This is a genomic window from Microcoleus sp., from assembly GCF_041354475.1.
Taxonomy (GTDB): domain Bacteria; phylum Cyanobacteriota; class Cyanobacteriia; order Cyanobacteriales; family Microcoleaceae; genus Microcoleus.
In genome coordinates, this window is record NZ_JBGJZU010000091.1 from 1 (window position 1) to 25255 (window position 25255).

The window sequence follows — 25255 nt, forward strand, 5'->3', positions numbered from 1 at the left end:
ATCAACCACAACTCCCACACCAGCAACCACAACTCCCACACCAGCAACCACAACTCCCACACCAGCAACCACAACTCCCACACCAGCAACCACAACTCCTACACCAGCAACCACAACTCCTACACCCACAACATCAGCAGGGACAACCGCGAGTCCGACACCAGGAACATTACCAACACTGGTTCCAAGTCCGAGTCCGAGTCCGAGTCCGAGTCCAAGTCCGAGTTCTTCCATCGTCCCAACTCCCACTTTGCCGAGTCCAACTCCACCGGCTTTTCCATCACCAACTCCTAACCAGCCGCCCATCGTCGAAAGTGGCAAAACGATAACAGGTTTCCAGAATTTGCCTCTGTCTCTAAGCATTTCCGCCCCTAGTGACCCGGAGGGCCAGTCCGTGTCAGCCACTGTCACCCAACTGCCAAATCCTAAATTCGGTTTAGTGGTTACTGGTACAATCCCGATCGCCGTCAACCAAAAATTGACCGTTCAAGAATTAGTCGGACTGAATTTCACACCCGCAACAGATGTCATCGGACAAGCGGGATCTTTCAGCTACAGCGTCACTGACGAACAGGGTGGCACAGCAGCAGCAGCAGTCGCAATTAACATCAATTCTTTCAATACATCGGTAACTACTCCAACTAACCTAAGTCCGATCGCAGTTGATGACGGCATCGTATTCACAAATACGAACAATTTGCTACCCACATTCATCGACGTGCTAGCCAACGATGTCAGCCCGCAAAATGGGAAACTCAACATCATCAACGTCGGCACACCGAAACTGGGGATAGCCGTAAATCTAGTCTCTCAGGTGCAATTCATCCCCGGTAATGTACCCGGTAGCACTACTTTTAGCTACAACATCAGCGATGGATTCGGCACAACTCCAGGCACCGGTGTTGTCACCGTTCAAATATTGCCAGGAGATAGCGGGCCAAACAATCTAATTGGCGGCTCTTTGGCTGATAATTTTAACGGTTTGGCCGGCAGCGATACGATCGACGGTAGAGGTGGCAACGATACGATTAACGGCGGTGTGGATAACGACGTACTCATAGGTGGCCCAGGGGTCGATACTATGACTGGTGGCGGTGGTAGCAATCAATTCCGGTATACCAGTCCTGATTCAGGAGGGCCGGTGTTTGATGCTGCTTCTTCCGCGGCAATCAATGCTGCGATCGCAGCAGGTGGATATGATTTAATTACAGATTTTACTGGTCTGGGAGTGCCGATCGCCGATCAATTTAATTTTGCCCCCGGATTCGGGAATGTCAGCAGCACTAACCAAGTTTTACTCCCCGTGCAAACAACAGTTTCATCTAATATTTTAGGAGGAACAGCATTCTTATTTGCCTATGACACTGGTGGCAACACTTACATCATTTATGATGGCAATGGCAATAATGTCACTGGCAGTGATTCTCGGATTTTGGCGAAGTTAAACGGTGTAACAGGCGTTTCTTCTTTATCAGGATTTGACTTTACTTTCATCTAGAAACAAAATCATTAGTTAGTGGTTACGGGTTATTTGTGATTTGCTTGACCCTGCAAATCACAAATAACCAATAATATCAAATCCTCTCTTCAGCAGAATTATTCATCTCTCTGAGATCTCTCTGTGTTCTCTGCGCTCTCTGTGGTTAAATCATTCCGAATCTTCAGAAAACAGCCCCAACAAAGGGCCAAGAATAGCACCAAAAACAAACCCACCAGCATGGGCCCAGTAGGCAACTCCCCCAGATTCCATACCCACATTAGCGGGCGCATTCAAAGAAGCAAGGCCGTTAAATGCCTGCTGTACAAACCAAAATCCTAGAAAAAAGAAAGCAGGTATTCTGACAGTAGTAATAAAGATTCCCAAGGGGAGTAATGTTAGAACTTTGGCTTGGGGATATCGTAGAATATAAGCTCCCATGACACCTGCGATCGCACCGCTAGCACCCAGAGAAGGAATAGCCGATGCTGAGGCAAAAAACCACTGAGTTAGGGATGCTAAAACGCCACAAGTAAGGTAAAATATTATAAACTTTATGTGTCCTAAACGGTCTTCCACATTGTTGCCAAAAATCCAGAGAAATAACATATTTCCGGCGACGTGCAGAAAGCCAGCGTGTAGGAATTGGGAAGAAATTAGCGTTGTCCATTCGGGAAAGGGCGAAGCGGGTAGAGAAACTCGACAGATATTAGTTAGCTGACAAGGTACTACGGCCCAGGAGTAGAAGAATTGCGTTAATTGGCGATCGCCCAAAGTTAATTCGTACAAAAATACTAACACATTTGCAGCAATCAGTCCATAGGTGACATAGGGAGTGATGCGTGTTGGGTTTTCATCGCGCAAGGGAACCATAGGATTTTTTTGTGATTAAAATATTCACCCTAGGATAGCGCATCTATTCTCAGGATGTCTCCTGTCTAGAGGAAGATAATTGCTGAGGGTTCAGGGTTCAGGCTTGACTGTTGACTGTTGTCTGTTGTTACCAATTACCAATTACCAATTACCAATTACCAATTACTATTGACTAATAACTACCACAACTCCCGCACTTTCCACCGCCATTCTACTTACGGCGCACAAAGCATAGGTTCCCGGTTGGATTGCTATTTCTGCTGTCTCTCCATTCAGAATTCTCATCAATTTCCAACTATTACCATTTTTCTGATAAATTGTCCAAGAGCAGATATTATTTGCGGCTGAATTGTTCCAACTCAAAACATAGTTATTTGCCACTTTTTTGACTTCAATTCCTGTCGGAGTAGGTGGCGGATTTCCCTTTAGCCAAGGCATCGCCGGAACCAGTGCCAAGTTGGCATAGGTAGTCGCTTTTAAATTATCATAAATTTGCTGGCGATTGTCAGTAAATGATTTCATGCTGAAAAATATATTGCCCAGCGCTAACTTTTTATCTAGGTTTCGTGTGATCTGAATTTGTTTGTTGATTTCGGCAACCGTCCACTTATTACCATCAAGTAAGCCTAAGTTGTTTCCAGCGTAAATATGTTTTTGTTTAGGGTTGTTTGCTACCCACCAATTTAACAGCATTGGATAACTTTGAGCAGTTTCGTCTATGCGCCAGTAAAGTTGCGGAGTTAGGTAATCTACCCAACCTAATTCTAACCATTTTTTCGAGTCAGCATAAAGTTCTTCGTAAGTATCTAAACCGCGACTTCCCGGTGGTTGTCCTGGGCGATAAATGCCGAAGGGACTGATGCCAAATTTAACATGAGATTTGCTGGACTTAATGCCTTCTGCTACTCTTTTAATTAAGCTATTGACATTTTCCCTACGCCAGTCTCCCAGACTCAGTTTCCCTCCTTGCGATCGATAATTATTGTAGGTCTTGCTGTCAGGAAATTCTTTGCCCGCAACCGGATAAGGATAGAAGTAATCGTCAAAGTGAATACCATCTATATCATAGCGCTTCACTACGTCTAGAATTACCTTGTAAGTCCGGTCTTGAACTGTCGGAATTCCGGGGTCCATCCACAATTGATCGCCCCAAGCATAAACACATTCGGGATTAGTTACTGAGATGTGAGGACTGACGGTGGCGGGGGTTTTGCTAGAAACTTTGGCGCGGTAGGGATTTAACCAAGCATGAACTTCTATGTTGCGTTTGTGGCTTTCAGTAATGGCAAATTCTAAAGGGTCATAATAAGGTTGGGGGGGCTTTCCTTGGGTTCCTATCAGCCAAGCACTCCAAGGTTCTAATTCTGATGCGTAAAGGGCATCTCCCGATGGTCGGATTTGAAGGATGACAGCATTAAAATTCATGTCTGCTAATCTGTCAAGGATTTTCAGCAGTTCGTTTTTTTGCTGTTCTGTTGAGAGTTTGGCGCTGGATGGCCAGTCAATATTCCATACAGTTGTTACCCAGGCTGCGCGAAATTCTCGCTGATGACTGACTTGCACTGTTGGTAGTGGTGGTGGGGGAGTTTTGCCGATGGTTACGATGTATTGTGAGGGAATTTTGGGCGCTCTTTTTAAATAAACTAATGCTTGATAAACCCAGGCGCAAACATCGGCTCGTGTGGCGTTTCCAGCGGGATTTAATAATTTTAAGTTGGGATAATTGACGACTATTTCTGATTGAGTTGCGAGGGCGATCGCACTTTTGGCGTAGTTGGGAATTTCTGTGCTATCTTGATAGATGTTGGATAGGACAAGATTGGTCGGCGGGGCAGTATTTGCGTCGAAAATACCGCTGACTAAAGCCAAGAATGCCTCGACTCTGGTAATTTTATTTTCTGGCTTAAATAAATTATTGGGATAGCCAGATATAAAGCCTCTTTTAAATGCTGTTTGAATGGCTGGTGCTGCCCAGTAGGTAGTGGGAACGTCGGCAAAGGGTAGGTATGTTTGTTTGTCTGGTGTGGGAAATGCTTTGCTGACTATGGTGGCAAATTGGGCGCGGGTTAAGTTAGTGTTAGGACTAAAAGTGCGATCGGGCAAACCGCTGACAATTGCTCGTTCCATTAAGCCTTCAATGAATTGTCTCGCCCAATGATTTTCAATGTCGGAGAAGCTGATACTGTTGGAAACCATAATTATATTGAGGGATTTAAAATTAACATCTGAATTTTTTTTTAGTTGAGGCGAAGCCTCTGGATCTGCGTTACCAGGCAGAGCCTGGTAACGAGAAAGAACGAGAAAGAAAACTCACTAATATCAAAAACAGGCTGGAGAGCCTGTTCTTGATATTAGTGCAAGATCTTAGTTATAACAAACCAGCATTTTCATACAACAACCGGATTGTATTCAGGATTTTTTGGGCGTATTGGGGGTCGGCATTCCAGCGTCCTACCAATTCATTCACCGTGGGGGCGACACCCCGCTTGACAAATTTAAAACGCAGGTTTTCTTTAACTAAAGGTTGGTTGATTGGTTCTGTGCTACCGTAAGCTTTGAGATGCTGAATGTGAGCTCTGACTCCTGTCCGGGCATCGGGAAAGGAGAGGCCGGAACTGGTAGCGTTGATGACTCCCATGTCAGCAAAGTTAAATTGTTCCGGTTTCACAGAACCGCCAAAGTTGAGAAAATTTGTTTCTACACACATTTGGCAAAATGCTAGGTCATGGTTGACGCTTTCTGCTGCTGCTTCTTGGATGTAAATTTGAGGTAAATTGGGAAATTCTGCCAGGGCTTTGCTGTTGTTTTTGGTCAGGAATACTGTCATTTGTTGGGCAGTAGTTTGACCGCGATTTATGATTTTTCCGACTCCTGAAAGGAGATCGCGGCGCGATCGCAGGGATACGGAGGTTGTGGACTGATCCCAGGCTACGGCAATATCGCGATCGCGCAAATCGATCGCTCGCACAAATACAATTCCATTGTAAGTAATCCGCCTGTCAAGCGCAGCGGGTTCGATATCAAAAATATCCAGAACTTCTGACGGAACAAAAGCATTTCCATTCACCAAAATACCTTTCTCTTCGTGGGGTGCACCGTTAATGTTGATATTAATTGGTGGATAACTTATGGGTGTGGGTGTGGGTGGAGGTGTAGGTGTGGGTGGAGGTGTAGGTGTGGGTGGAGGTGTAGGTGTGGGTGGAGGTGTAGGTGCGGGTGGAGGTGTAGGTGTGGGTGTGGGTGTCGGTAAGGGTTTCAAACCCGTATTTTTTAACCAAGCTTCGAGTCCATCAGCCAATCCGAGAGCAATATCCGGGCGGCGAGTTTGAAAAGTTCGCAAGTCATCGATATTAGTCAAAAAACCGAGCTCTATCAGCAGAGAAGGGATGGCCACTCGCCGACAAAATCCCAGACTACCAACACCGGCTTCAGTGTCTGCTTTTGAACCACGACTGACCATACCTGGGAGACGTCGCAAATAGCCATTTAAGATTAAATCAGCATCAGCTTTTCGCTTAGGATTACTGCCAATATAAAACACACTGGCACCGCGAACTTGCGGATTAGAAAAAGCATCGGCGTGCATTTCTAGAGCGACATCTCCGGCGCGACAGCGGTCGTTGATCCAAGCGATAGTTTGCACTAAACTCAGAGTATCTGGGACCGAGAAAGTTTCTAGGCCTCGTCGCCGTAATTCAGGTACTAATAAATCCCGAATTAGCATAAGTTCCTGGGCTTCGGTGGTGCCAAAAGCCATGGCGCCTGGATCGCGCTGATTTCCTTCAAAGCCGCCGTGTCCGGCAGAAACGAATATAGAACCCATTGAATAAAACCCTCCACCGTGTGGTTATTTGAGTACCTGCTTTTCAGTCTTAGGTTTTATTTTACCTGAAATCAGTAAATTTAATTTTTTACAGCACAAGTTTGCAGTTGCACGTTGACTCATTTCTGATTCCGTGCAACTGCAAACTTATTTAACCGCGTGCTGATTACATTTTTACAGCGGGGCTAGTAGAAGGTTTGGGAGCTTTAATTTCCTGGGAAAGAGCGTGGGCGCGGTAGACTTTAGCAACGGCTTGCTCGCATTTAGACAAATCTGATTGTATCTCTGTAAAAATGGCAGTTGATACCGGATCGGTAAACTTAGCCCGTAGGTGGTTGATATCGACAACCCCTGTTTGTAAATCCCCCAGAGTGCTGCGTAACAAGAACAGTTCATCTGTTCCTTGCACCGAGGCTTTTAACTTAGCGTATTTATCAGCAATTTGGGCGGGAATCGAAGGTTTTTCGCCGAAATCGTTAAGACGACTTTCTAGGGCGATGATGTGGTGTTGTTTATTTTGAATCATTTCTGTCAGGAGCGATCGCAATTCGCTATCTTGCGTTTTTTCCGCATAATGTTCAAAAGCTTCACAAGCATAGCGTTCCCCAGCCAAGGCGGTATTCAAACCTTTAACAATATCACCTTGGGTGGAACCACCCCAGGCATTAGCTAATTTCCACCATTCTGCATTGCTGTCAGTTTCTTCGGGTAAACCGACTTCTTTACCACCGTAACCAAGTCTAGATAAAATTGCAGTGGTAAATATTGCTAAATCTCCTGGTTGCCGGGAAGTAATTAAATTGCCGTCAATGACTAAAGCTTCGTTAATGTAGTTCGCGCCGGCATTAATCATGTCAGTTTTAATTGCCAAAAAACCTGTGGCGTTTTTGCCTTTTAGCAAATCAGCTTCAATCAAAAGTTGTGGTCCGTGACAAACAGCCGCCACGAGTTTTCCTGCTTCAAAAGCTTCTTTGACAAATGCCACGGTATTAGGATTTGTCCGCATAGTATCGGGAGCCATACCGCCAGGAATTACCACTGCATCAAATTCTGTCGCTACTGCTTCAGTAGTAGTTCCGTCAGCTTGCATGGCTAATTTGCCCAGTTTTCCTGCATACTTTTCGTTGGTGCGAGAACCGAGGACAACCACATCAAAATTTGCTTGTTTTAAAGCATTATAAGGAACTAAAAACTCGGAATCTTCAACTCCATTCTCTATGAGTATGGCAACTCGTTTTGTTGGGATTCCATTATTTGTTGTCATAATCAGTTTGCCTCAGACTATCTGGTTATTTTAAAGATAAATCATTGACATTTTGCTCAACCTCTGGCTAAAGTGATAAATTAGGGCAAATATCCAAGGTTGAACAGTGAGTCTTTAGAGGTACTTTATAGTAATAATCTCAAAACACATAATCTCTATCTTTTCTCTACCTCTGCGCTCTCTGTGCCCTCTGCGGTAAAAAAAAAGAAATCTTCTTCACAAACGAAAGAGAAGAGGTATATATAGCAATGAGTCGTAAATATTTTTACCCCACCCCAACCCTCCCCGAACCCAAGGGGAGGGAGTAAGAAATTCACAAATGATTTGGCGTTGCTATATAATAATTATACAGGATAGAGCGTTATATTTGAAATAAATCTAAAAATTTGCCATGCAAGCAGTTGTGTTCGATCGCTACGGCGACATTGAGGTATTGCAATACCGAGAAGTGGAACAGCCAACAATCAAACCAGATGAACTGCTAGTGCAAGTTCGCGCTAGCAGCGTCAACCCCGTAGACTGGAAAATCCGGCAAGGACACCTGCAACTATTGTCAGGATTTAACTTTCCTCGCATTGTCGGTTCAGACATCTCTGGAGTTGTAGTGGAAGTTGGTCAAGATGTCACCAGATTTCAACCGGGAGACGAGATTTATACTTTCTTAAATCCGCTGAGTGGTGGCGCTTGTGCCCAATACTGCGCTGTACCAGAATCTACTGCGGCAATTAAACCTCAAAACGTTACTCATGCGGAAGCAGCAGCAGTACCAATTGCAGGTTTAACTGCTTTGCAAGCACTCCGGGATTTGGGTGAAATTCAAGCTGGAAAAAAAGTATTGATTAATGGTGCTTCCGGCGGAGTTGGCATTTTTGCAGTCCAAATTGCGAAAGCGATGAAGGCGGAAGTTACAGGAGTTTGCAGTGCCAAGAATCTAAATTTTGTGCAGAGTTTGGGAGCAGATATTGTTCTGGATTATGCTGAAGTTGACTTTACTCAACAAACACAAAAGTATGATATAATCTTGGATGCTGTCGGCAAAAAAAACTTTGCTGACTGCGAAAATGTGTTGCAAACGGAGGGAGTTTATATTTCGACTTTGCCCAGTTTCGAGAACCTTGCGCCGATGTTTTTAAGCTTGTTTATGTCTGGCAAAAAAGCTAAATTAATTGTAGCTAACGCTAATCCCAGCGATTTAGGGAGTTTGCGGGAATTAATCGAGTCTGGTGAAGTTGAGCCGATTGTCGATCGCACTTACAGCCTCGAAGAAGTAGCAGCAGCCCACGCTTACAGCGAAACGGGGCGCGCCGTTGGCAAAATTGCGATTAGCATTGAAAAAGTCAGTAGTCAGTAGTCATTAGTCAGTAGTTGGCTGTTATTTGTTGGTTATAATAACTGAAGCCAATGCTTTTGGGCCCGATGCCCGATGCCCGATGCCCGATGCCCGATTCCCCATTCCCCATTCCTTATGACATCCCCCTCAGACTTGGAGACATCCGAACAAAATTTTGACAACAACCTCGAACCCAGCATTATGCCAATCGCAGAGGGTTTCATGGGTTCCCGCAACTTGGAAAACGAATTTCTCGACGAACTCCCCGACGAAGTTGAGATGTCTTTGTTCGAGCATTTAGAAGAATTAAGATGGCGAATTTTCTATTCACTAATTGCAGTAGTAATCAGTATAGTCGGCTGCTTTTTGTATGTTAGACCGATCGTTAAATTGCTAGAAGTACCCGCAGGAGCAGTCAAATTTTTGCAACTAGCTCCCGGAGAGTATTTCTTTGTCTCGATCAAAGTGGCTGGTTACAGCGGTTTGTTAATCGCCAGTCCGTTTATTTTTTACCAAATAGCGTTATTTGTGCTCCCAGGTTTAACTCGCAAAGAACGCGGGTTGCTCGGCCCTGTTTTCTTCGGTTCTAGTTTCCTATTTTTAGGTGGATTAGTATTTTCTTACATCGCTTTGATTCCGGCGGCGCTGAACTTCTTTGTCACCTACGGCGCTGATGTGGTAGAGCAATTATGGTCGATCGACAAATACTTTGAATTTGTTTTATTATTAATGTTCAGCACTGGCTTAGCATTTCAAATCCCGATAGTCCAAGTTTTGCTAGGTATTTTAGGGATAGTTTCTTCTAAGCAAATGTTGTCTGGTTGGCGCTATGTAATCTTGGGAGCGGCTGTTTTGGGAGCTGTGTTAACGCCTTCAACTGACCCTTTGACTCAAAGTCTTTTAGGAGGTGCAGTGTTAGCTCTTTACTTTGGAGGAATAGGTTTGGTGAAGCTTTTAGGACGCTGATTTCTTAATGATGTAAAATAAACACGTTCTAATTATGAATAATTGAAAAAATGCGAGAACTTTACCCGCCCAGACAACCTTATAACGAAGGAAAACTCAAAGTTTCTGACCTCCATACCATTCATTTTGAAGAGTCGGGAAACCCAGAGGGAAAACCTATTGTATTGCTACACGGGGGTCCTGGAGGTGGATGTCCGCCTTTTTACAGACAATATTTTGACCCGCAAAAATGGCGTTTGGTCATGTTTGACCAACGAGGCTGCGGTCAAAGTAAACCTCATGCAGAATTGCAAGAAAATACAACTTGGGATTTAGTCAACGATATTGAGAAACTTCGAGAATATTTAAATATTCAACAATGGGTTGTTTTTGGTGGTAGTTGGGGAAGCACTCTATCTTTAGCTTACAGTCAAACCCATCCTGACCGTTGTAAAGGTTTAATCTTGCGCGGTATTTTTATGCTGAGAAAAAAAGAAATTCACTGGTTTTATCAGGAAGGTGCAAGTTGTATTTTCCCGGATGCTTGGGAGGAATATGTTAAACCTATCCCCATCAATGAAAGGGATGATCTGCTAACAGCTTATTATCAACGCTTGACGAGTCCAGATGCTCAAATTAGATTAGAAGCGGCTCGTGCTTGGTCAATTTGGGAAGGGAGTACGAGTAGATTATTTCCAGATTTAGAGATACAAAACAGCTTTGGAATTGATGCTTTTGCGGAGGCGTTTGCCAGAATTGAGTGCCATTATTTTATTAACAAGGGATTTATAGAGCCGGAAGATAAATTGCTTTTAAATATCGATCGCATCCGCAAGATTCCGGCGGTTATCGTTCAGGGAAGATATGATGTTGTTTGTCCGATGATATCGGCGTGGGAACTGCATCGTGCTTGGCCTGAAGCTGAGTTTATTATAGTTCCTGATTCTGGGCATTCGATGAGCGAACCGGGAATTCGCACCTGTTTAATCGAGGCAACAGATAAGTTTGCAGACTGGTAATCATCCAAATTGCTAAGGTAGGGCTTACGCAAAAAACCCGGTTTCTTCCAAAAATCGTCGATTTTTTCGACAGATATTCACGCAGAAACCGGGTTTTTGACCCCCCATGCGTAAGTGCTGTAAGGGTTAATTGCTAATTTTAAATTATTGGTCTAAAAAATATAGAGATGCGATCGCCCGCGTCTCTATAATAGTAAATGTTAAAATTCCACATCAAAGTTTTGCTAAAACCTTAACTACATTCGGAACTGTTCAACCTCTGGGGTGTAACCGATGGGCAAAATGTAATCCAGATTTTCGTGGGGACGAGCAATAATATGATACGATAGCAACTTTCCACCATCGACCTTTTTAACTGATTCAATCCCCGCAGCAACGGCGGCTTGTACTTCCGATATATCTCCTCGAACTATAATTGTCCAGTAAGCACGGGTGATTTTCTCATAGCGAACTAAAGTAACGCGGGCTGCTTTCACCATTGAGTCCGCAACTTCTACCGCAGCAGGAAGTCCTAAGACTTCAACCATTCCAACTGCAACACCCATTACAACATTCTCCTAAATTTCACGGGATATCTGAAACTCATTGTATGTGAAAGTGTTGCCGATTTTATGTCGCAGGTTGTGGTACTCGGTGGGGAGAGGGTTCGATGGGGGGAGTGGGAGAGTGGGAGAGGGGGAGAGTGGGGGAGAGGATTTTTGATATGAAATCGAAATATAGAACTTAAATGCACAACAACTTAACAACAGACAACGGTCAACTGCCAACTGTCAACTGCCAACTGACAAATTCAAAACTCGTCCAGCAGCCACTCCGAGGCTCTTTCCCCCAAATCTAGAGGGACGCTGACAGCTTTGCCCAAACGGGGGCGATCGCGAGTAGTCTCAATATACTCTCTCACCTGTGCGCTGCTTCCCCAGCCGTTGAGGTAATTGGCCACTGCGTCTAAATGCTCAAAATAATCAGCCTCCGTCATCGGGAAAGACACCTGTTCCAGATACCTCCACATAACTTGGACAAAAATCTTGCCCCGCGTCCGCCGCAATCTGATATCGTAAGATTTTCCCCATTTTTGTATTAATAGCTGGTGTAAATCCTTGCCCGTCATGGTTTCTCCTGAGTGAATTTCTTAAACAATAAAAGACAAAGTTCAAAAAATGTAATAATACTCTAATAAAGGCTGGAAGCTGCATTCTTAAAAGGAATTTTCACAGCCGAGATGAAAGTGAAAGCAGACCGCAATGATTGCCGTTGTCTGCACATAACAGATTCACAGCTACAGCTCGCAAACAAACGTAACTTAAAAACGCAAAGGCAGGTCATGGCTCAAACTTCTGCTGGAAATCCCGATGTCCCCGATATGGGGCGTCGCCAATTTATGAATTTGCTGACGTTCGGTACTGTCACAGGTGTGGCACTGGGCGCACTCTATCCTGTTGTCAACTATTTTATTCCTCCTTCGAGTGGAGCCGCAGGTGGCGGGGTAACAGCTAAAGATGCCCTGGGTAACGACATCGTAGTCAGTGAATATTTGGCTTCCCATCCCGCGGGCGATCGTAGCCTAGCTCAAGGTCTCAAAGGAGACCCCACTTATATTGTGGTGGAAAAAGACTTATCTGTGGCCGAATACGGCATCAATGCAGTCTGCACTCACTTGGGCTGCGTCGTACCTTGGAATGCTAGCGAAAACAAGTTTATCTGTCCTTGCCACGGTTCTCAATACAACAGTGAGGGCAAAGTGGTACGGGGTCCAGCACCTTTGTCTCTGGCCCTGGCCCACGCCACTGTCGCAGATGACAAGCTGGCTTTTACTCCTTGGACAGAAACTGACTTCCGCACCGGGGAAGCCCCTTGGTGGTCATAGTTATTAGTCATTAGTCAGCAGTCAGCAGTCATTAGTTAGTAGGTAAAAATGTCGGAGTTGGGAAATATTTCGATGCGCATAACTAACAACTAATGACCAAGGACCAAGGACTAATGACCAAGGACTAATAACCAATGACAAATGACTAATGACCAATGACTAAATTGTTAGACCTTTGAGATTGAATACTCTGATGCCACAAATTAATTTATCTGCGATTTTTCGTCGCAGTGTTCGGACGATCGCCAAAACTGCCATAGTTGCGATCGCCGCCGCCGCATTTTTCCTCAGCAGCGACATCGCACTTCCCCAAGCAGCACTTGCCTATCCTTTCTGGGCTCAGCAAACAGCACCCGCGACTCCCCGCGAAGCAACGGGCAAAATTGTTTGCGCTAACTGTCACCTCGGCGCCAAACCCACCGAAGTAGAAGTACCCCAATCTGTTTTGCCGGACACAGTTTTTGAAGCTATTGTCAAAGTTCCCTACGATACCAACGTTCAACAAGTAGTTGGCGATGGTAGCAAAGGTGGCTTGAATGTGGGCGCTGTTGTGATGTTGCCCGAAGGTTTCAAAATTGCTCCCGAAGACAGAATTCCTGAAGAAATGAAGGAAAAAGTCGGCGATCTTTACTTCCAACCTTACAGCGAAACCCAAGAAAATATTGTTTTAGTGGGCCCACTGCCAGGAGATCAGTACAAAGAATTGGTATTCCCAGTTTTGTCGCCAAATCCAGCAACTGACAAGTCCGTTCACTTTGGTAAATACCTAATTTATGTCGGCGGCAACCGCGGTCGCGGTCAGGTTTATCCTACTGGCGCAAAAAGCAATAATACTGTTTATAATGCTTCGGTAGCTGGTACAATTTCTAAAATTTCCACACCAGAAGATGGCGGTTATGAAGTAACAATTCTACCGACAGAAGGTGAAGCAGTTGTTGAGACAATTCCTCCGGGCCCTGAACTGCTTGTTTCTGAAGGACAAACTGTGACAGCAGGTGAAGCTTTGACAAACAATCCTAATGTGGGCGGGTTTGGTCAAAAAGATGTTGAGATTGTGCTGCAAAGTGCCGATCGCGTTAAAGGGTTGATGGCTTTCTTGGCCTTGACCATGTTGGCTCAAATCATGCTGGTTCTCAAGAAGAAACAGGTCGAAAAAGTTCAAGCTGCTGAAATGAATTTCTAAGAGTGGCTTTAACTCGATCGCCAGTAAAGTGTCCTAGACATTCTACTACTAGGTAATGAGGGCGGGTGTTCCCCGCCCTCTTGTTTGATAGATACCAACTGCCAAGATGCTTTAGCCGTTTCTGATTCCCAATTCCCAATTCCCAATTCCCCATTCCCAATTCCCAATTCCCAATTCCCAATTCCCAATTCCCCATTCCCCATTCCCCATTCCCCATTCCCCATTCTTAAAATAATGTCAATTGACGAAAAGACAATCCAGTCCGGGTCCCTGGAATGGTTTTATCGAGAAACAAATCCGCTTAACAAAACTGATAAAGATCCTGTGCTGTTACTGCACGGTTTGCCATCTCAGAGTTTTACTTGGACTGCTATCATGCCCGATTTAGCGACAAACGGGTTTCGGGCGATCGCACCAGATTGGATCGGTTATGGGCGATCGACCAAACCAGACAAACGCGACTTTGCCTACACTCCCGATGCTTTTGTTGAAGCATTAGCTGATTTTATTCAAGCTTTAGAAATAGACAAATTTTACCTAATAGTCCAAGGATTTTTAGCTTCCGCAGGCATTCAATATGCCCTGCGCAACCCCGATAAAATTGAACGTTTAGCAGTCATTAATACACCTGTTTCAGCAGATATAAAATTACCTTGGAAAATGCAGCAATTAGGACTGCCTTTTATTGGTGATATGATGACCCAAGACCCACTTTTGGTGGACAGAACCTTAGAAGGTGGCTGTCGCCAAATCATATCAGACAAGGATTTAGATGTTTATCGCCGTCCATTTTTGAAGAGTTCCGATGCGGGGCGATCGCTCATGAACACAGTCCGCAACATTCAATTGCCACAGTCAATGGCCGAAATTGAATCAGGATTTTCAGCATGGACTAGACCAACCTTATTTGTATGGGGATTAACCGACCCTTGGCTGAGTGTGGAACCAGTTCAAAAGTTAGTTAGTTCCTTGCCAAATGCAGAGTTGGTCAAAGTGGAACAAGCAGGGCATTATCCTCAAGAACATTGGTCAGAAAAAGTTGGTGATGCTCTAATTGGTTTTCTGCGCCGAAAAGAGGTAAACTAACATTTTGTACCTCACTTTCGGTGTTCGGTGAGCGAGGCAGAGCCTCTGGATATGCGTTCCCAGGCAGAGCCGGGGAACGATCTTTCCGTAGGACCTGTATTCGATCGCAACGAGCCATCTAAAATCTAAAATCTAAAATCGACATGATTCGTCTCCGTTCAATCCTTGCCTTAATGATGTCATTTCTGATGGCATTTCTCGTAAGTTGCAGCAGTGTGGAAGCAAAAGTTCCCACCACTTACACAGCAGCGCAGGTTCAGCAAATTCAGCGTTATGTTCCTACTCTGACAGAATTGCGATCGCGCATGGATAACCTGGGAACTCTAATTCAAAAACGCAACTGGGTTGATACCAGAACTTACATTCATGGTCCTCTGGGGGACTTGCGGGGCGCAATGAAAACCGTATCTGTAAGTTTGTTACCTAAAGATCAACAACAAGCCGTTGATTTAACCAAGAGTTTGTTTGCAGATTTGGTGAATATTGATATTGCTGCTAAGGATCTTGACTATGCAAAAGTTACCAGCAGCTATCAAAAAGCAGTCAAGGATTTTGATGCTTTCTTGCAGCTAATTCCTAAAGCTTAATCACTGTCGAGCTACTGCTTACTGGTTCCCAGGCTCTAGCCTGGGAACCCATGTCCAGAGGCTCTGCCTCGCTCTGAGAGTAGTCAAATTGGAGGCAGAGCCTCCGGATCTGTGTTACCAGGCTCTGCCTGGTAACAAGTAAAATCTAAAATCCAAAATCCAAAATCAAAAATCTCAAATCGAATGGTTCGTATTGCAATTATTGGATGTGGTATTGTCGGAGCATCGATCGCCTTTGAACTGAGCCACTATCCCGAACTGAAAATCACGGTATTCGACAAACAGCCACCAGCACAAGCATCCACCGGTGCAGCCCTCGGTGTGTTGATGGGAATAATTAGCCACAAAACCAAGGGCAGAAATTGGCAGTTAAGAGAAACTAGCCTTCAGCATTACGAAACTCTGATTCCTGAATTAGAAGCAATGACGGGGCGGAAAATTCCTTTTAACAAACAGGGAATTTTGATGCTTTGTTCCGAGGGAGAGGATTTCAGTAAGTGGGAAAAGTTGCAAGCCACTCGCCAGTCTCAAGGTTGGGAATTGGAAATTTGGGATGTGGAGCAAGTGCGCGATCGCAATCCTCATCTTAACCTCAATCATCCTATTATTGGTGCTATTTATTCACCTCGCGATCGACAAGTCGATCCCACAGCCCTGACTTTAGCTTTAGTTGAGGCTGCTAAGCTCAAAGGAGTTAATTTTGACTTTGGGGTAGAAGTTCAAGGCCTCATGGGCGGACAAGATACCCACGCCACAACCAATGTAGAGCCTTGTGGAACAGACATCTTGCCTGTGATTGAAAATGGTCTAAAATGTCAGATTCAAACAAATGTAGAAAATTTAGAATTCGATTGGCTAATTGTAGCTGCTGGTTTAGGTTCTTCGGCTTTAACCGCATCATTAAATCAATTGGTTGACATTCGGCCGGTGTTAGGACAAGCGCTACATTTGCGATCGCCCAAACCTCTAGAAAATCCTGATTTTGCCCCAGTAATTACTTGCAATGACGTCCATATTGTGCCATTGGAAAATCAGGAATATTGGGTAGGGGCGACGGTGGAGTTTCCGGTAAATAGCGAGGAAATTCAGGCGAATGCTGATATGTTGCAGCAAGTCATGGAAAAGGCGATCGCCCTTTGTCCAGCCATAGCAACAGCCGAGATTATCAAGCAATGGTCAGGTTTGCGCCCACGCCCGGAAAAACGACCCGCACCAATTATCGATCGACTTTCCAGTAACAGCAACATCCTCATCGCCAGCGGCCACTATCGCAACGGCGTATTACTCGCCCCCGCCACAGCACGCACAATTCGAGAAATGATTTTGCAATAATTAACAAATCTTAATATAATCAAGATTGCCATCCATCTCTTACTTTCAATATGTCCGAAAAACCTTTAGGTAAACCCCGCTCCTTGTGGAAAGTAATTTTGCTATCCGCAGCCACCTTGCTGCTGTACTACGGATGGTATAAATGGATTATTCAAGAAGAGTTGCGCCGCTATAACGGCACCGGGTGGTCAGGAACCCTCTGCTTGCTACCCTTTGTGTTAGGAGTAGCCATTCCCCAAGCTTTGCGAATCTACGATCCCGACGTTCCCGGATGGTTTGGTTGGTTTTCCTTCCTAGGCATTGCTTGGATTTACATCGTACAATTCAAACTTTACAACACAGTAAACGAACTGTATCGCCAAGAAGGAATCAAAGAACCACTAACAGTTTGGTGGATTTTCATACCTGGTTTAAATTTAATTGTTGGCTTGCGCCAAATCCACTTTTTGAGCCAATTTTGGGCGATGAAACAGGGAATAGAAGTTAAAGATAACTTAGCAGAAAGCCTTCCTTTCCTGTCAGCTAATGCTTAATTTACTTCTTATCTTAGTCCGCGCAGGCGGACTTTGTTTGACAAGACGCGGTTTCAACCGCCGGACTTTGTTTGTGTAGACTTTTTGAGCCTTAATTTACTTCTTATCTTAGTCCGCGCAGGCGGACTTTGTTTGACAAGACGCGGTTTCAACCGCCGGACTCATTTTTACCAAAATCTAGGCGGCAAACCCCCAAGAATCAATTTCAATTCCGGTTCATCAACCCGCTTAATTGCTTTAGGAATACTCACCCACTGCCGCTTTCTCTTATAAGCTTCCGGCCAATTTTTCACCACCGTTTCTACTTGCAGTAAAAATACATCTACTTGCCAAGTACAACCAGACTTATAGTATTCGTAAGTCCCCATCAAATCTGGAAACACTCGACCCAATACACCTGCTTCCTCCCAAGCTTCCTTTGCCGCCGAATCTTCGGGAGTCATGTCAGGTTCAATCAAACCTTTCGGAATTACCCAACGCTTACCTCCCGAAGAAGTAATCAACATTACTTCAATTTTACCGTCCATAATGCGGTAGGGAATTACCCCCGATTGTTCCACCAATACAATTGTTCTGGTACTCATTATTTATGAAACATATTTTCATGCAAAAACTGGTTCAACTTAATTGACAGTTGAAAACTAAAAACAAAAATTGCACCCAGATTTTACATAACTTACGCACGATGTCAAACACCCGGTTTCTTCCTCAATATCTCACATAAATCGAAATTTATCGAAGAAACCGGGTTTTTTAGGTTTATCTACTTAACCTAATCTTGTTTCGACTTAGCCTCCAAACTTTCCAAACGACTCTTCAAATCTTGATTATCCTTTTTCACCTGGTCTAATTCCTCACGCAACTGCTTCACTGCTGCATCAGAACCAGCATTTTTCTGCACTCTTTGCACAGCTTCATCAGCCATCCGACGGACACGGCCATCGGGAGTTTGGTCAGCCAAACCACGCAAAATCCGCATTGCTTTGCGAGTTTCCATTTGTCCTAATGCTGCAACTACAGATACTTGAGTCAAGAAAAAGGTCTCTCTAGACAATTCTGCCAGCCGCTGCAAAATCCGTTCTAAATTGATATTAGTTTGACCTGTTGAAATTGTACCCAAAGCACGAATTGCACCCAAGCGCAAAGCTTGGGGAGTACCAATGGCTGTGTATTTCAAAATCAGATGCAGCGCGTCTTCAGAGGTTTTCATTTGCGCCAAACCGGATATCGCCCCCGATCGCACCACCTCATTCCACCCTTGACGCTCTTTCAGCACCAATTTTAACTCTTTCAGTACCTGTTCGTCAGTCGGTTTTTCATCGAGGTTAGCCCCTGCAATTCCCCCGATCGCACTCGCAGCGGCTGCTTCTACATAATAGCTAGCATCCCCTTTTTCAACAATAGATCTCAAAGCTTTATAGCTGTCGTGAGTTTTGATTTTACCCAGCGCCCCCACCACAGCACGGCGAACACGAGCATCTTTATCCTTCAAACCAGTTACCAAGCCTTCAAAAACTTGGTCGAGTTTAATTTCTACTAAATAGCCTGCAACTTCCGCACGCACCGCCCAAAACGGCTCCTTCTTCAGAACTTCTGACAGCGTATGCACGACCTCCAATCCTCCCTTTTTCGCCAAAGCTTGGGCTGCATAAATCCGGGAAACAGGGTCAGGATCGAATTGTAACTGAGCTTTTAGTTCGGCAACCGGAAACTCTAAACTAACTGTTTTTAAGTATTTATTTCCCACATCAAAACTAATGAATGCTGGCTTTTGTTCCAGAGGAAAATAGAAACTTTGCTCCCGTTCGTAGACGCGCACTGTAAAAGTTTTCAGATTCGGCCCAGAGGATGCAGAACTCTCATCGTTGTCTGATTTTTCCGGCTTGTAACCGAAGCCGATCGGAATTTTGAGATCGAATACATCCTTACTGTTAGCATTCCCATTTTTCGGTTCTTTGATCTGAGTTTGGGTTACAGTAACTTTCGCTAATTTGTTATCTCCATCCCAAGAATAAGCAACTTTGTAATCTGGATGACCGCCACGATAAACGTACTGGTCAAACAAAAACATTAAATTGCGGCCAGTCGCTTTTTCGATCGCCCGCAACAAATCAATAGTTTCTACAGTTTTGTGAGCATTGTCCTGGACAAAAGTCTGAATAGCTTTGTAAAACAACTCATCGCCCAACTCGGCGCGGATCATGTGATATACGCAAGCGCCTTTTTCGTACAAATGGCGATCGTACAATTCGATCGCCTCCCGGTAAACGTGAGTGACCATCGGGCGACGGTAGCGAGCACTATCTTCAGCTAAATAATTGCGCGCCTCATTTAACATATAGTAAGCCGCGTCTTCTTTGCCGTATTCTTTATCAGTCCACAGCACCTCGCAATAAGAAGCCATGCCTTCTTTTATCCAAGCATGAGACCAGTGTTTGATGACTACCAAATCGCCAAACCATTGGTGAGCTAATTCATGAGCAACCAAGCTTTCCGAACCTCGATTATCAAGAGTAGCGCGTTCGTCTAACAAGCACCTATCTGTTAGCAAAGTTGTCGAAGTATTTTCCATCCCCCCGAAGATGAAATCATCCACGCAGACTTGAGCGTATTTCGGAAACGGGTAAGGGTAGCCAAATGTCTGAGAGAAAAATTCAATCATTTGAGGCGTTTTGCCCATGGTGCGTTTGGCATCAGCTTCCCGGCTTCTTTCCACGTAATAATTAACAGGTTTGCCGTTCCACTCATCTTTAATTTCCGCAAAATCTCCCACAGCTAAAGTCATCAAATAGCTGGGATGAACCTGTTTTTGCAACCAGTGATAAATTTTATCATCTCCCTTGGTTTCTGTGTTGATTAATTCCCCGTTAGAAATAGCAAAAAGTTGTTTGGGAACTTGTACTTTAATTTCGGAAGTTGCCAGTTGTCCGGGATAGTCGAAACAGGGAAACCAAAAGCGCGAATCTTCATCTTCGCCTTGCGTCCAAACTTGAGTTGGTTTATCGGGGTAGTGCTTGTCTGGACCGACGAAATAAAGACCTCGCTGGGGTTTTTCGACTGCATAGTCGATCGCAATAGTAATTGGTTTGTAGGCTGCTGTTGGTTCTTGTAGTTGAATTTCTAGAAATTCGCCATCACTCTCAAAACTTTGCTCGATGTTGCCGACTTTTACTGATTTAATTTTTAGGTTAACGGCATCTAAGGTTAATTTGTCAATACCGCTGCGCACTGGATTGATGCGGACGCTGCAAGTACCGTGAAAGCTTTGTTTGGGAATATCCAGCACTAAGTCCAGGAAAATATGCTCTACTTGACCGGGGCGATCGGGATTGTAATGCGGCCGAGCACCGGGCATCTCAAAGGATTTGTGACCGTTGTCAGAATCAAAGTATATGTGTGACATTTTGATGGCGAAGTTGTGAATCGATCGCTGGTACTTGAGCTGCTGTTGAGCTGCCAGCTTATTCTAGAGTAGCGCGTCAAAGTTGCTCTTGTCTCTAATCTGATTAAAAACTTTCCTGATATTCCCCCGGATGGCAACTAGGATTTTTTTGCTACAATACCAGCAAGGCTAATGACTACAATCATCAGCCTACCATTGAAATTGAAGGGGAAATCTGTATGACAGCTACACTATCAGTTTCCAATTCCATCGAGTCTTGGCTCGGCGATGAAGCAGAAGACTTGCTGGGCTATCAAGCGAAAGTTTCTAAAGATTTATTGCACCTACCCGGCCCGGATTGGGTCGATCGCATTTTCGCTCAAACCGATCGATCGCCTCAAGTCCTCCGCTCTCTTCAGCAACTATATTCTAGCGGACGCTTGGCAAATACCGGCTATTTATCTATCCTGCCCGTAGACCAAGGAATCGAACACTCAGCCGGCGCTTCTTTCGCACCCAATCCCATCTATTTTGACAGCGAAAATATCATTAAATTAGCAATTTCTGCCGGATGCAATGCTGTCGCCACTACCCTAGGAGTTTTGGGAAGTGTATCTCGTAAATACGCGCACAAAATCCCTTTCATTGTCAAGCTAAATCACAACGAATTGCTAACTTATCCCAATCAATACGACCAAATAATGTTTGCTTCCGTCGAACAAGCTTGGAATTTGGGAGCCGTTGCAGTCGGAGCCACAATCTATTTTGGGTCGCCAGAATCCACCAGACAAATCCAAGAAGTCAGTCAAGCTTTTGCTCATGCTCACGAATACGGAATGGCGACAATTCTGTGGTGTTATCTCCGCAACGACATCTTTAAACAAGACAAAGATTATCACCTTGCAGCGGATTTGACTGGCCAAGCAAATCACTTGGGTGTGACAATTCAAGCTGACATTATTAAGCAGAAATTACCAGAGTGCAACCACGGTTACGAAGCTGTTGCTAAAGCTAGCGGTAACAGTTACGGCAAAACCGACAAGCGGGTTTATTCGGATTTGACGACGGATCACCCGATCGATCTCACTCGCTATCAAGTCCTCAACTGTTATGCGGGAAGGATGGGTTTAATTAATTCCGGCGGTGCTTCAGGAAAAACCGATTTTGCAGAAGCCATTCGCACGGCAGTAATTAACAAACGCGCTGGGGGTTGCGGTTTAATTTCTGGACGTAAAACCTTTCAGAGACCCTTTGAAGAAGGGGTAAAATTATTTAACGCCATTCAAGACGTTTACCTGTCTCCTAAAATTTCTATAGCCTAAAATCTTGCCATAGAATATCCCGATGCCAGACTTCTTGAGGCTAGTAAGTAAGTCCACCTAATTAAATGCAAGATCCAAATCGCTCAAAAACTGACTGGTTTGCTATTCTTCACATCGATCTTCCCCCCTTGGGGGGGGCAGGGGGGGGTGGCCTCTTCCTTCTTCCTTCTACTTATCAATTAAAAGTAAGGTTCGTCAAATCCCCAACACCTAAATTGTTCAAAACACTTACATGACGCACCCTACAATTGGGTGCATCTGTGTTTTGTAAATATATTCGTAGGGGCGAAGCATGACCGCAGACAATTTATTAGTTATAACCAGAGATTTACGGAGGTCATGCTTCGCCTATGCAAAATCGGGATGCTCCCCTACAATTCGATATTATATTGTTTCCGGTTGCATCGGAATGATTTAACCACAGAGAACGCAGAGAACACAGAGGGAGATAAGAGAGATGAATACAGGACGATGCTACCGGATTTGATATTACCCATTACCATATTCTCAGTCCAGTAGCAATTCAACATACCCAACAGCCAAGTCTATTCACTTTTTGGCTTAATTTCACTAACAATTTCATAAACATCACTGTCTGGTATTTTCACAAACAAAGGCGTCATTTTATTTAAGATTTCCTGATAAGCTTCGCTATGGTTAGCAGCCATTTCATCTACGCTTTCCCAAAAAACGATCGCAATACCTTTGTCTGTATTAGGTAATTGCAGCAAGTATGCGCCCTTGAAACCTGTGACGTAAGTTGCAACCGCTTTTTCAAAAAGTTCTTCTGCTGCTTTAAATTTGCCTGGTTTAAATTCCCCAACCGCAACGTAGGCAAACTGATGTCTGAGAAAGTCTAGAAATTCTGACATAGGTCTTTGCTCAAAAAATTTGTCTCGACTAAATTTTATCAGAGTCGATCGCCTAATTTTGTGAACTTGACATTTTGTAAAATTGTTTCCAATTTAAATATCGATCGCCCTAGCACTCAGAAATGATTGTTGACGATTGACTGTGAATAGGTTGATGACTGCTTTTTCTGAGCTACAATTGAGCCTTGCCAAGATTTCATTTATTTTTATGACAGGCTCAAAAATGGGAACAGGAAGGCAAAAGCAGTCAAAACAATGGTTTGAGCAATTAATCACGTCTTAATTGATGGGTAAGTTCAGGGAATTGACAATTCCTCACCGTCGGGGGTGGCTTAGACTGGGTATGTTGAATTGGTAAAAAAGCTATGAACCCACAATCTAAAGGCCGCTTAGTTTGGAATCACTCTACCCATCTTGACGGATTGATACCAATTTTAGAGCGACTGACTCAAAAAATTGGCATTCAAACCATTACTCCCGGTGTCATTAACAAAGTTAAAGGTCACATCCCGCACATGACATTAAGAGTGTCAGTACCCATCCGTGGGGGATTTAAAATCATCGCCAGACAGGGCAAAACTGTACAAGAAGTCTTTATATTAACCACTCTCGGTCAAGGGGACTTGGAAGAGACGATCGCCCAAACCCTAGCCCGGTAACAATTTTTGTTGAGCAAGCATGGCCCGTGCCCTAACTGAAGAAGTTTCATCACCAGAGGCTATTTCCTCAAGTCTACTCAAAACTTGCGACAGCCAATCCGGTTGAACAGCAGCACTAACCAAAGCTTGCAAACCACCTACTGCTGCGTAGCGCACCACCCATTCGGGGTCTTGGGAGGCTTGCAGCAGCGTTTGGGATGCGTTTTTTTGAGCTTCGGGAATTTGTGCTGCGGGCATCAGTTCCCAACAAATGGTTCCCAAACCCCTAGCCGCCGCCCGTCGCACGCTCAAAGCAAAGTCATTGGCTGCTGCATCGAGCAAAATATTTAAACCTCTGGGGTCTCCAATGCCCGCCAAGGCTCTCACCGCCCAAGCCCTGGCTCCGTAATTGTAGCCATCAAGCTGTTCTAGCAGGGGAAGTACGGCAGGTTCTCCGACTTGAATCAGCCCGTCCACGGCGGCAACTGCTGCCCCTGGGTTGTTGTAGCCGAGCACTGTAATTAAGGTGGGAATTGCTTCTTTTGAGCCAGCGACTGCCAGTGCTTTGACTGAGTTTAACAAGCCCTCGGCAGAATCTGCTTGTTCTACAGCTTGAATTAGTTGATTAGTCATAAGTTATAAAAGGCTATCCATTAAGTTCATCACATGGATAGCTTCATCGGACAAAGATAGTGATGCTTGTTGTTGGAGATGATGCTCCAAAACTCCTTTTAGGGCAATCAATTTCATGCTATTTTCGGCTAAAGTTTCAGAGATGGCTTGAGCTCCGGGCAAATAGCCGATCGCCCCTAAGTCCATTAAAGCCGATCGTCTCAACTGCAAATTATCCCCATTCAAAGCAGTCACCAACCGTTCTCCGTAAACTGATTCCCCAGTTAACTGATACATCGCCCGCGCTGCCGCGTACTGTACCCGCTCGACAGAATGTTCTAAAAAAGGTTGAATTACTGGTAGCGCTTCCTCAGCTTGCAGGGTCCCCAAAGCTTCAATTACTGAGTCATAGGGTTGCACTAAGTGGGATTTTCCCGGCACGCGCACGGCTGCTGGCACTCCCCCATCTAATAGTTTCATCAGTGCCCCGATCGCATCCCGATCGCCCAGCATTTCTAGAGCTTGAGCCGCCGCTTCCCGCACGTAATAATCCTCACATTCCAAGCACTGAATTAGTGCCGGCAATGCTTGTTTGTCACCCAATTTTCCCAGAGCTCGCGCTGCATTTCGCAACAGAGAATAATCGCCAATTTTTGTTTGTTCCGATTCTTCTTGCAAAGCAGCAATTAGAGCTGCAATCACTCTCGGTTCTTTAACTCGAAATCTGCCCACCCACCATGCAGCGTAATAGCGGAGGCTGTAATCTTGGGAGCGGAGATTGGCGATCGCCTGTTCTAACGTTAAAGACTCGCCGCTAGCTACATCCGCTGGCGGTGAGTCTGATTCATAATAATCCATAATTTTTGATTAATTTTATTCATAATTTTAGGCAAATATTGGGCGAATAGAATTCGCTTCTACACAGACAAAACCCGCCTGCGCGGGTTAGTTGCATTCTTAGTCTCGCGTGGCGCGGACGAAAGTTGTTGATACTCCCCAGGGCTGAAGCCACGGGGATTCTTGAATGAATCCGAAAACTCTCAAAGGTGCTATCAAATCACCTCTACACGCTCAAAACAACTACCCTTATAAAAGATATTGCAATTGCGCTTA

General features: G+C 44.6%; 24 protein-coding genes and 1 pseudogene. 12 read left to right on the forward strand and 13 right to left on the reverse strand.

What is annotated here, in order from left to right:
* Window positions 1–363 (reverse strand): annotated as a pseudogene (locus tag ACBR23_RS24630) (hypothetical protein); the annotation flags it as partial.
* Between ACBR23_RS24630 and ACBR23_RS24635 the strand changes: the two are divergent.
* Window positions 344–1498: a calcium-binding protein gene (locus tag ACBR23_RS24635; protein ID WP_371125696.1), complete on the forward strand. Its 1155-nt coding sequence runs from the start codon at window positions 344–346 to the stop codon at window positions 1496–1498. The pseudogene ACBR23_RS24630 and the gene ACBR23_RS24635 sit on opposite strands and share 20 nt — an antisense overlap.
* 150 nt (window positions 1499–1648) lie before the next feature.
* Here ACBR23_RS24635 and ACBR23_RS24640 read toward each other — a convergent pair whose 3' ends face one another.
* The 4 genes from ACBR23_RS24640 to ACBR23_RS24655 form a co-directional block, all read right to left on the reverse strand.
* Window positions 1649–2350: a rhomboid family intramembrane serine protease gene (locus ACBR23_RS24640; RefSeq protein WP_371119858.1), complete on the reverse strand. Its 702-nt coding sequence runs from the start codon at window positions 2348–2350 to the stop codon at window positions 1649–1651.
* A gap of 165 nt (window positions 2351–2515) precedes the next feature.
* Complete coding sequence (locus ACBR23_RS24645; protein ID WP_371119859.1) at window positions 2516–4546, reverse strand: family 10 glycosylhydrolase; 2031 nt, start codon at window positions 4544–4546, stop codon at window positions 2516–2518.
* A gap of 172 nt (window positions 4547–4718) precedes the next feature.
* Window positions 4719–6173, reverse strand: coding sequence for an N-acetylmuramoyl-L-alanine amidase (locus tag ACBR23_RS24650; RefSeq protein ID WP_371120960.1), 1455 nt, complete (start codon window positions 6171–6173; stop codon window positions 4719–4721).
* 166 nt (window positions 6174–6339) lie between these two features.
* Complete coding sequence (locus tag ACBR23_RS24655; RefSeq protein ID WP_371119861.1) at window positions 6340–7437, reverse strand: DJ-1/PfpI/YhbO family deglycase/protease; 1098 nt, start codon at window positions 7435–7437, stop codon at window positions 6340–6342.
* Window positions 7438–7828: 391 nt separating this feature from the next.
* On the opposite strand from ACBR23_RS24655, the gene ACBR23_RS24660 reads away from it, so the two are divergent.
* The 3 genes from ACBR23_RS24660 to pip all read left to right on the forward strand — a co-directional run bounded on the left by ACBR23_RS24660 (window position 7829) and on the right by pip (window position 10731).
* Window positions 7829–8788, forward strand: coding sequence for an NAD(P)-dependent alcohol dehydrogenase (locus ACBR23_RS24660; RefSeq protein WP_371115935.1), 960 nt, complete (start codon window positions 7829–7831; stop codon window positions 8786–8788).
* A gap of 114 nt (window positions 8789–8902) precedes the next feature.
* Window positions 8903–9733, forward strand: coding sequence for a twin-arginine translocase subunit TatC (gene tatC / locus ACBR23_RS24665; protein WP_371115936.1), 831 nt, complete (start codon window positions 8903–8905; stop codon window positions 9731–9733).
* 50 nt (window positions 9734–9783) lie between these two features.
* Window positions 9784–10731 carry a prolyl aminopeptidase gene (pip, locus tag ACBR23_RS24670; RefSeq protein ID WP_371115937.1) on the forward strand — a complete coding sequence of 316 codons (948 nt, stop codon included), beginning with the start codon at window positions 9784–9786 and terminating at the stop codon, window positions 10729–10731.
* A 236-nt stretch (window positions 10732–10967) separates the two neighbouring features.
* Here the strand turns inward: pip and ACBR23_RS24675 are convergent, their stop codons facing one another.
* Together ACBR23_RS24675 and ACBR23_RS24680 are read right to left on the reverse strand one after the other, a co-directional pair.
* Window positions 10968–11276, reverse strand: coding sequence for a carbon dioxide-concentrating mechanism protein CcmK (locus ACBR23_RS24675; protein ID WP_341737834.1), 309 nt, complete (start codon window positions 11274–11276; stop codon window positions 10968–10970).
* A gap of 245 nt (window positions 11277–11521) precedes the next feature.
* Window positions 11522–11839 carry a DUF3067 family protein gene (locus ACBR23_RS24680; protein ID WP_371115938.1) on the reverse strand — a complete coding sequence of 106 codons (318 nt, stop codon included), beginning with the start codon at window positions 11837–11839 and terminating at the stop codon, window positions 11522–11524.
* Between the two features lie 213 nt (window positions 11840–12052).
* Here ACBR23_RS24680 and petC point away from each other — a divergent pair, with 213 nt between their 5' ends.
* Both petC and petA read left to right on the forward strand, forming a co-directional pair.
* The gene (petC, locus tag ACBR23_RS24685; RefSeq protein WP_340521894.1) at window positions 12053–12595 is read left to right on the forward strand and encodes a cytochrome b6-f complex iron-sulfur subunit; all 543 of its coding nucleotides are present in this window, start codon (window positions 12053–12055) and stop codon (window positions 12593–12595) included.
* Between the two features lie 193 nt (window positions 12596–12788).
* The gene (petA, locus tag ACBR23_RS24690) at window positions 12789–13778 is read left to right on the forward strand and encodes a cytochrome f (protein WP_371115939.1); all 990 of its coding nucleotides are present in this window, start codon (window positions 12789–12791) and stop codon (window positions 13776–13778) included.
* Window positions 13779–13786: 8 nt separating this feature from the next.
* Here the strand turns inward: petA and ACBR23_RS24695 are convergent, their stop codons facing one another.
* A complete protein-coding gene (locus ACBR23_RS24695; RefSeq protein ID WP_371115940.1) occupies window positions 13787–13981 on the reverse strand; it encodes a hypothetical protein in 195 nt (64 codons plus the stop codon).
* A gap of 31 nt (window positions 13982–14012) precedes the next feature.
* On the opposite strand from ACBR23_RS24695, the gene ACBR23_RS24700 reads away from it, so the two are divergent.
* From ACBR23_RS24700 to ACBR23_RS24715, 4 genes are all read left to right on the forward strand, one after another.
* Window positions 14013–14864 (forward strand): alpha/beta fold hydrolase, encoded by an 852-nt coding sequence (locus tag ACBR23_RS24700; protein ID WP_341737830.1) that lies wholly within the window; start codon window positions 14013–14015, stop codon window positions 14862–14864.
* A 143-nt stretch (window positions 14865–15007) separates the two neighbouring features.
* Window positions 15008–15451 carry a photosystem II protein PsbQ gene (psbQ, locus tag ACBR23_RS24705; protein WP_341730612.1) on the forward strand — a complete coding sequence of 148 codons (444 nt, stop codon included), beginning with the start codon at window positions 15008–15010 and terminating at the stop codon, window positions 15449–15451.
* A gap of 183 nt (window positions 15452–15634) precedes the next feature.
* Window positions 15635–16783: an NAD(P)/FAD-dependent oxidoreductase gene (locus tag ACBR23_RS24710; RefSeq protein ID WP_371115941.1), complete on the forward strand. Its 1149-nt coding sequence runs from the start codon at window positions 15635–15637 to the stop codon at window positions 16781–16783.
* Window positions 16784–16833: 50 nt separating this feature from the next.
* A complete protein-coding gene (locus tag ACBR23_RS24715; protein WP_340521903.1) occupies window positions 16834–17316 on the forward strand; it encodes a hypothetical protein in 483 nt (160 codons plus the stop codon).
* 167 nt (window positions 17317–17483) lie between these two features.
* Here the strand turns inward: ACBR23_RS24715 and ACBR23_RS24720 are convergent, their stop codons facing one another.
* Both ACBR23_RS24720 and ACBR23_RS24725 read right to left on the reverse strand, forming a co-directional pair.
* Entirely contained in the window at window positions 17484–17900 is a 417-nt protein-coding gene (locus ACBR23_RS24720; RefSeq protein ID WP_341737823.1) for an NUDIX hydrolase, read from the reverse strand.
* 188 nt (window positions 17901–18088) lie between these two features.
* Window positions 18089–20719, reverse strand: a complete 2631-nt coding sequence (locus ACBR23_RS24725; protein ID WP_371115942.1) for a M1 family aminopeptidase — start codon at window positions 20717–20719, stop codon at window positions 18089–18091.
* A 218-nt stretch (window positions 20720–20937) separates the two neighbouring features.
* Here ACBR23_RS24725 and ACBR23_RS24730 point away from each other — a divergent pair, with 218 nt between their 5' ends.
* Window positions 20938–22020: a class I fructose-bisphosphate aldolase gene (locus ACBR23_RS24730; protein ID WP_341737821.1), complete on the forward strand. Its 1083-nt coding sequence runs from the start codon at window positions 20938–20940 to the stop codon at window positions 22018–22020.
* 545 nt (window positions 22021–22565) lie between these two features.
* Here the strand turns inward: ACBR23_RS24730 and ACBR23_RS24735 are convergent.
* The gene (locus tag ACBR23_RS24735; protein WP_340521906.1) at window positions 22566–22892 is read right to left on the reverse strand and encodes an antibiotic biosynthesis monooxygenase; all 327 of its coding nucleotides are present in this window, start codon (window positions 22890–22892) and stop codon (window positions 22566–22568) included.
* Window positions 22893–23257: 365 nt separating this feature from the next.
* Between ACBR23_RS24735 and ACBR23_RS24740 the strand changes: the two genes are divergently transcribed.
* The gene (locus ACBR23_RS24740; protein ID WP_340521907.1) at window positions 23258–23551 is read left to right on the forward strand and encodes a DUF2103 domain-containing protein; all 294 of its coding nucleotides are present in this window, start codon (window positions 23258–23260) and stop codon (window positions 23549–23551) included.
* Here ACBR23_RS24740 and ACBR23_RS24745 read toward each other — a convergent pair.
* Window positions 23540–24163 (reverse strand): HEAT repeat domain-containing protein, encoded by a 624-nt coding sequence (locus ACBR23_RS24745; RefSeq protein ID WP_371115943.1) that lies wholly within the window; start codon window positions 24161–24163, stop codon window positions 23540–23542. The genes ACBR23_RS24740 and ACBR23_RS24745 overlap by 12 nt on opposite strands.
* A gap of 3 nt (window positions 24164–24166) precedes the next feature.
* On the reverse strand, window positions 24167–25000 hold the full coding sequence (locus tag ACBR23_RS24750) for a HEAT repeat domain-containing protein (protein ID WP_371115945.1): 834 nt from the start codon (window positions 24998–25000) through the stop codon (window positions 24167–24169).
* Window positions 25001–25255: the final 255 nt, after the last annotated feature.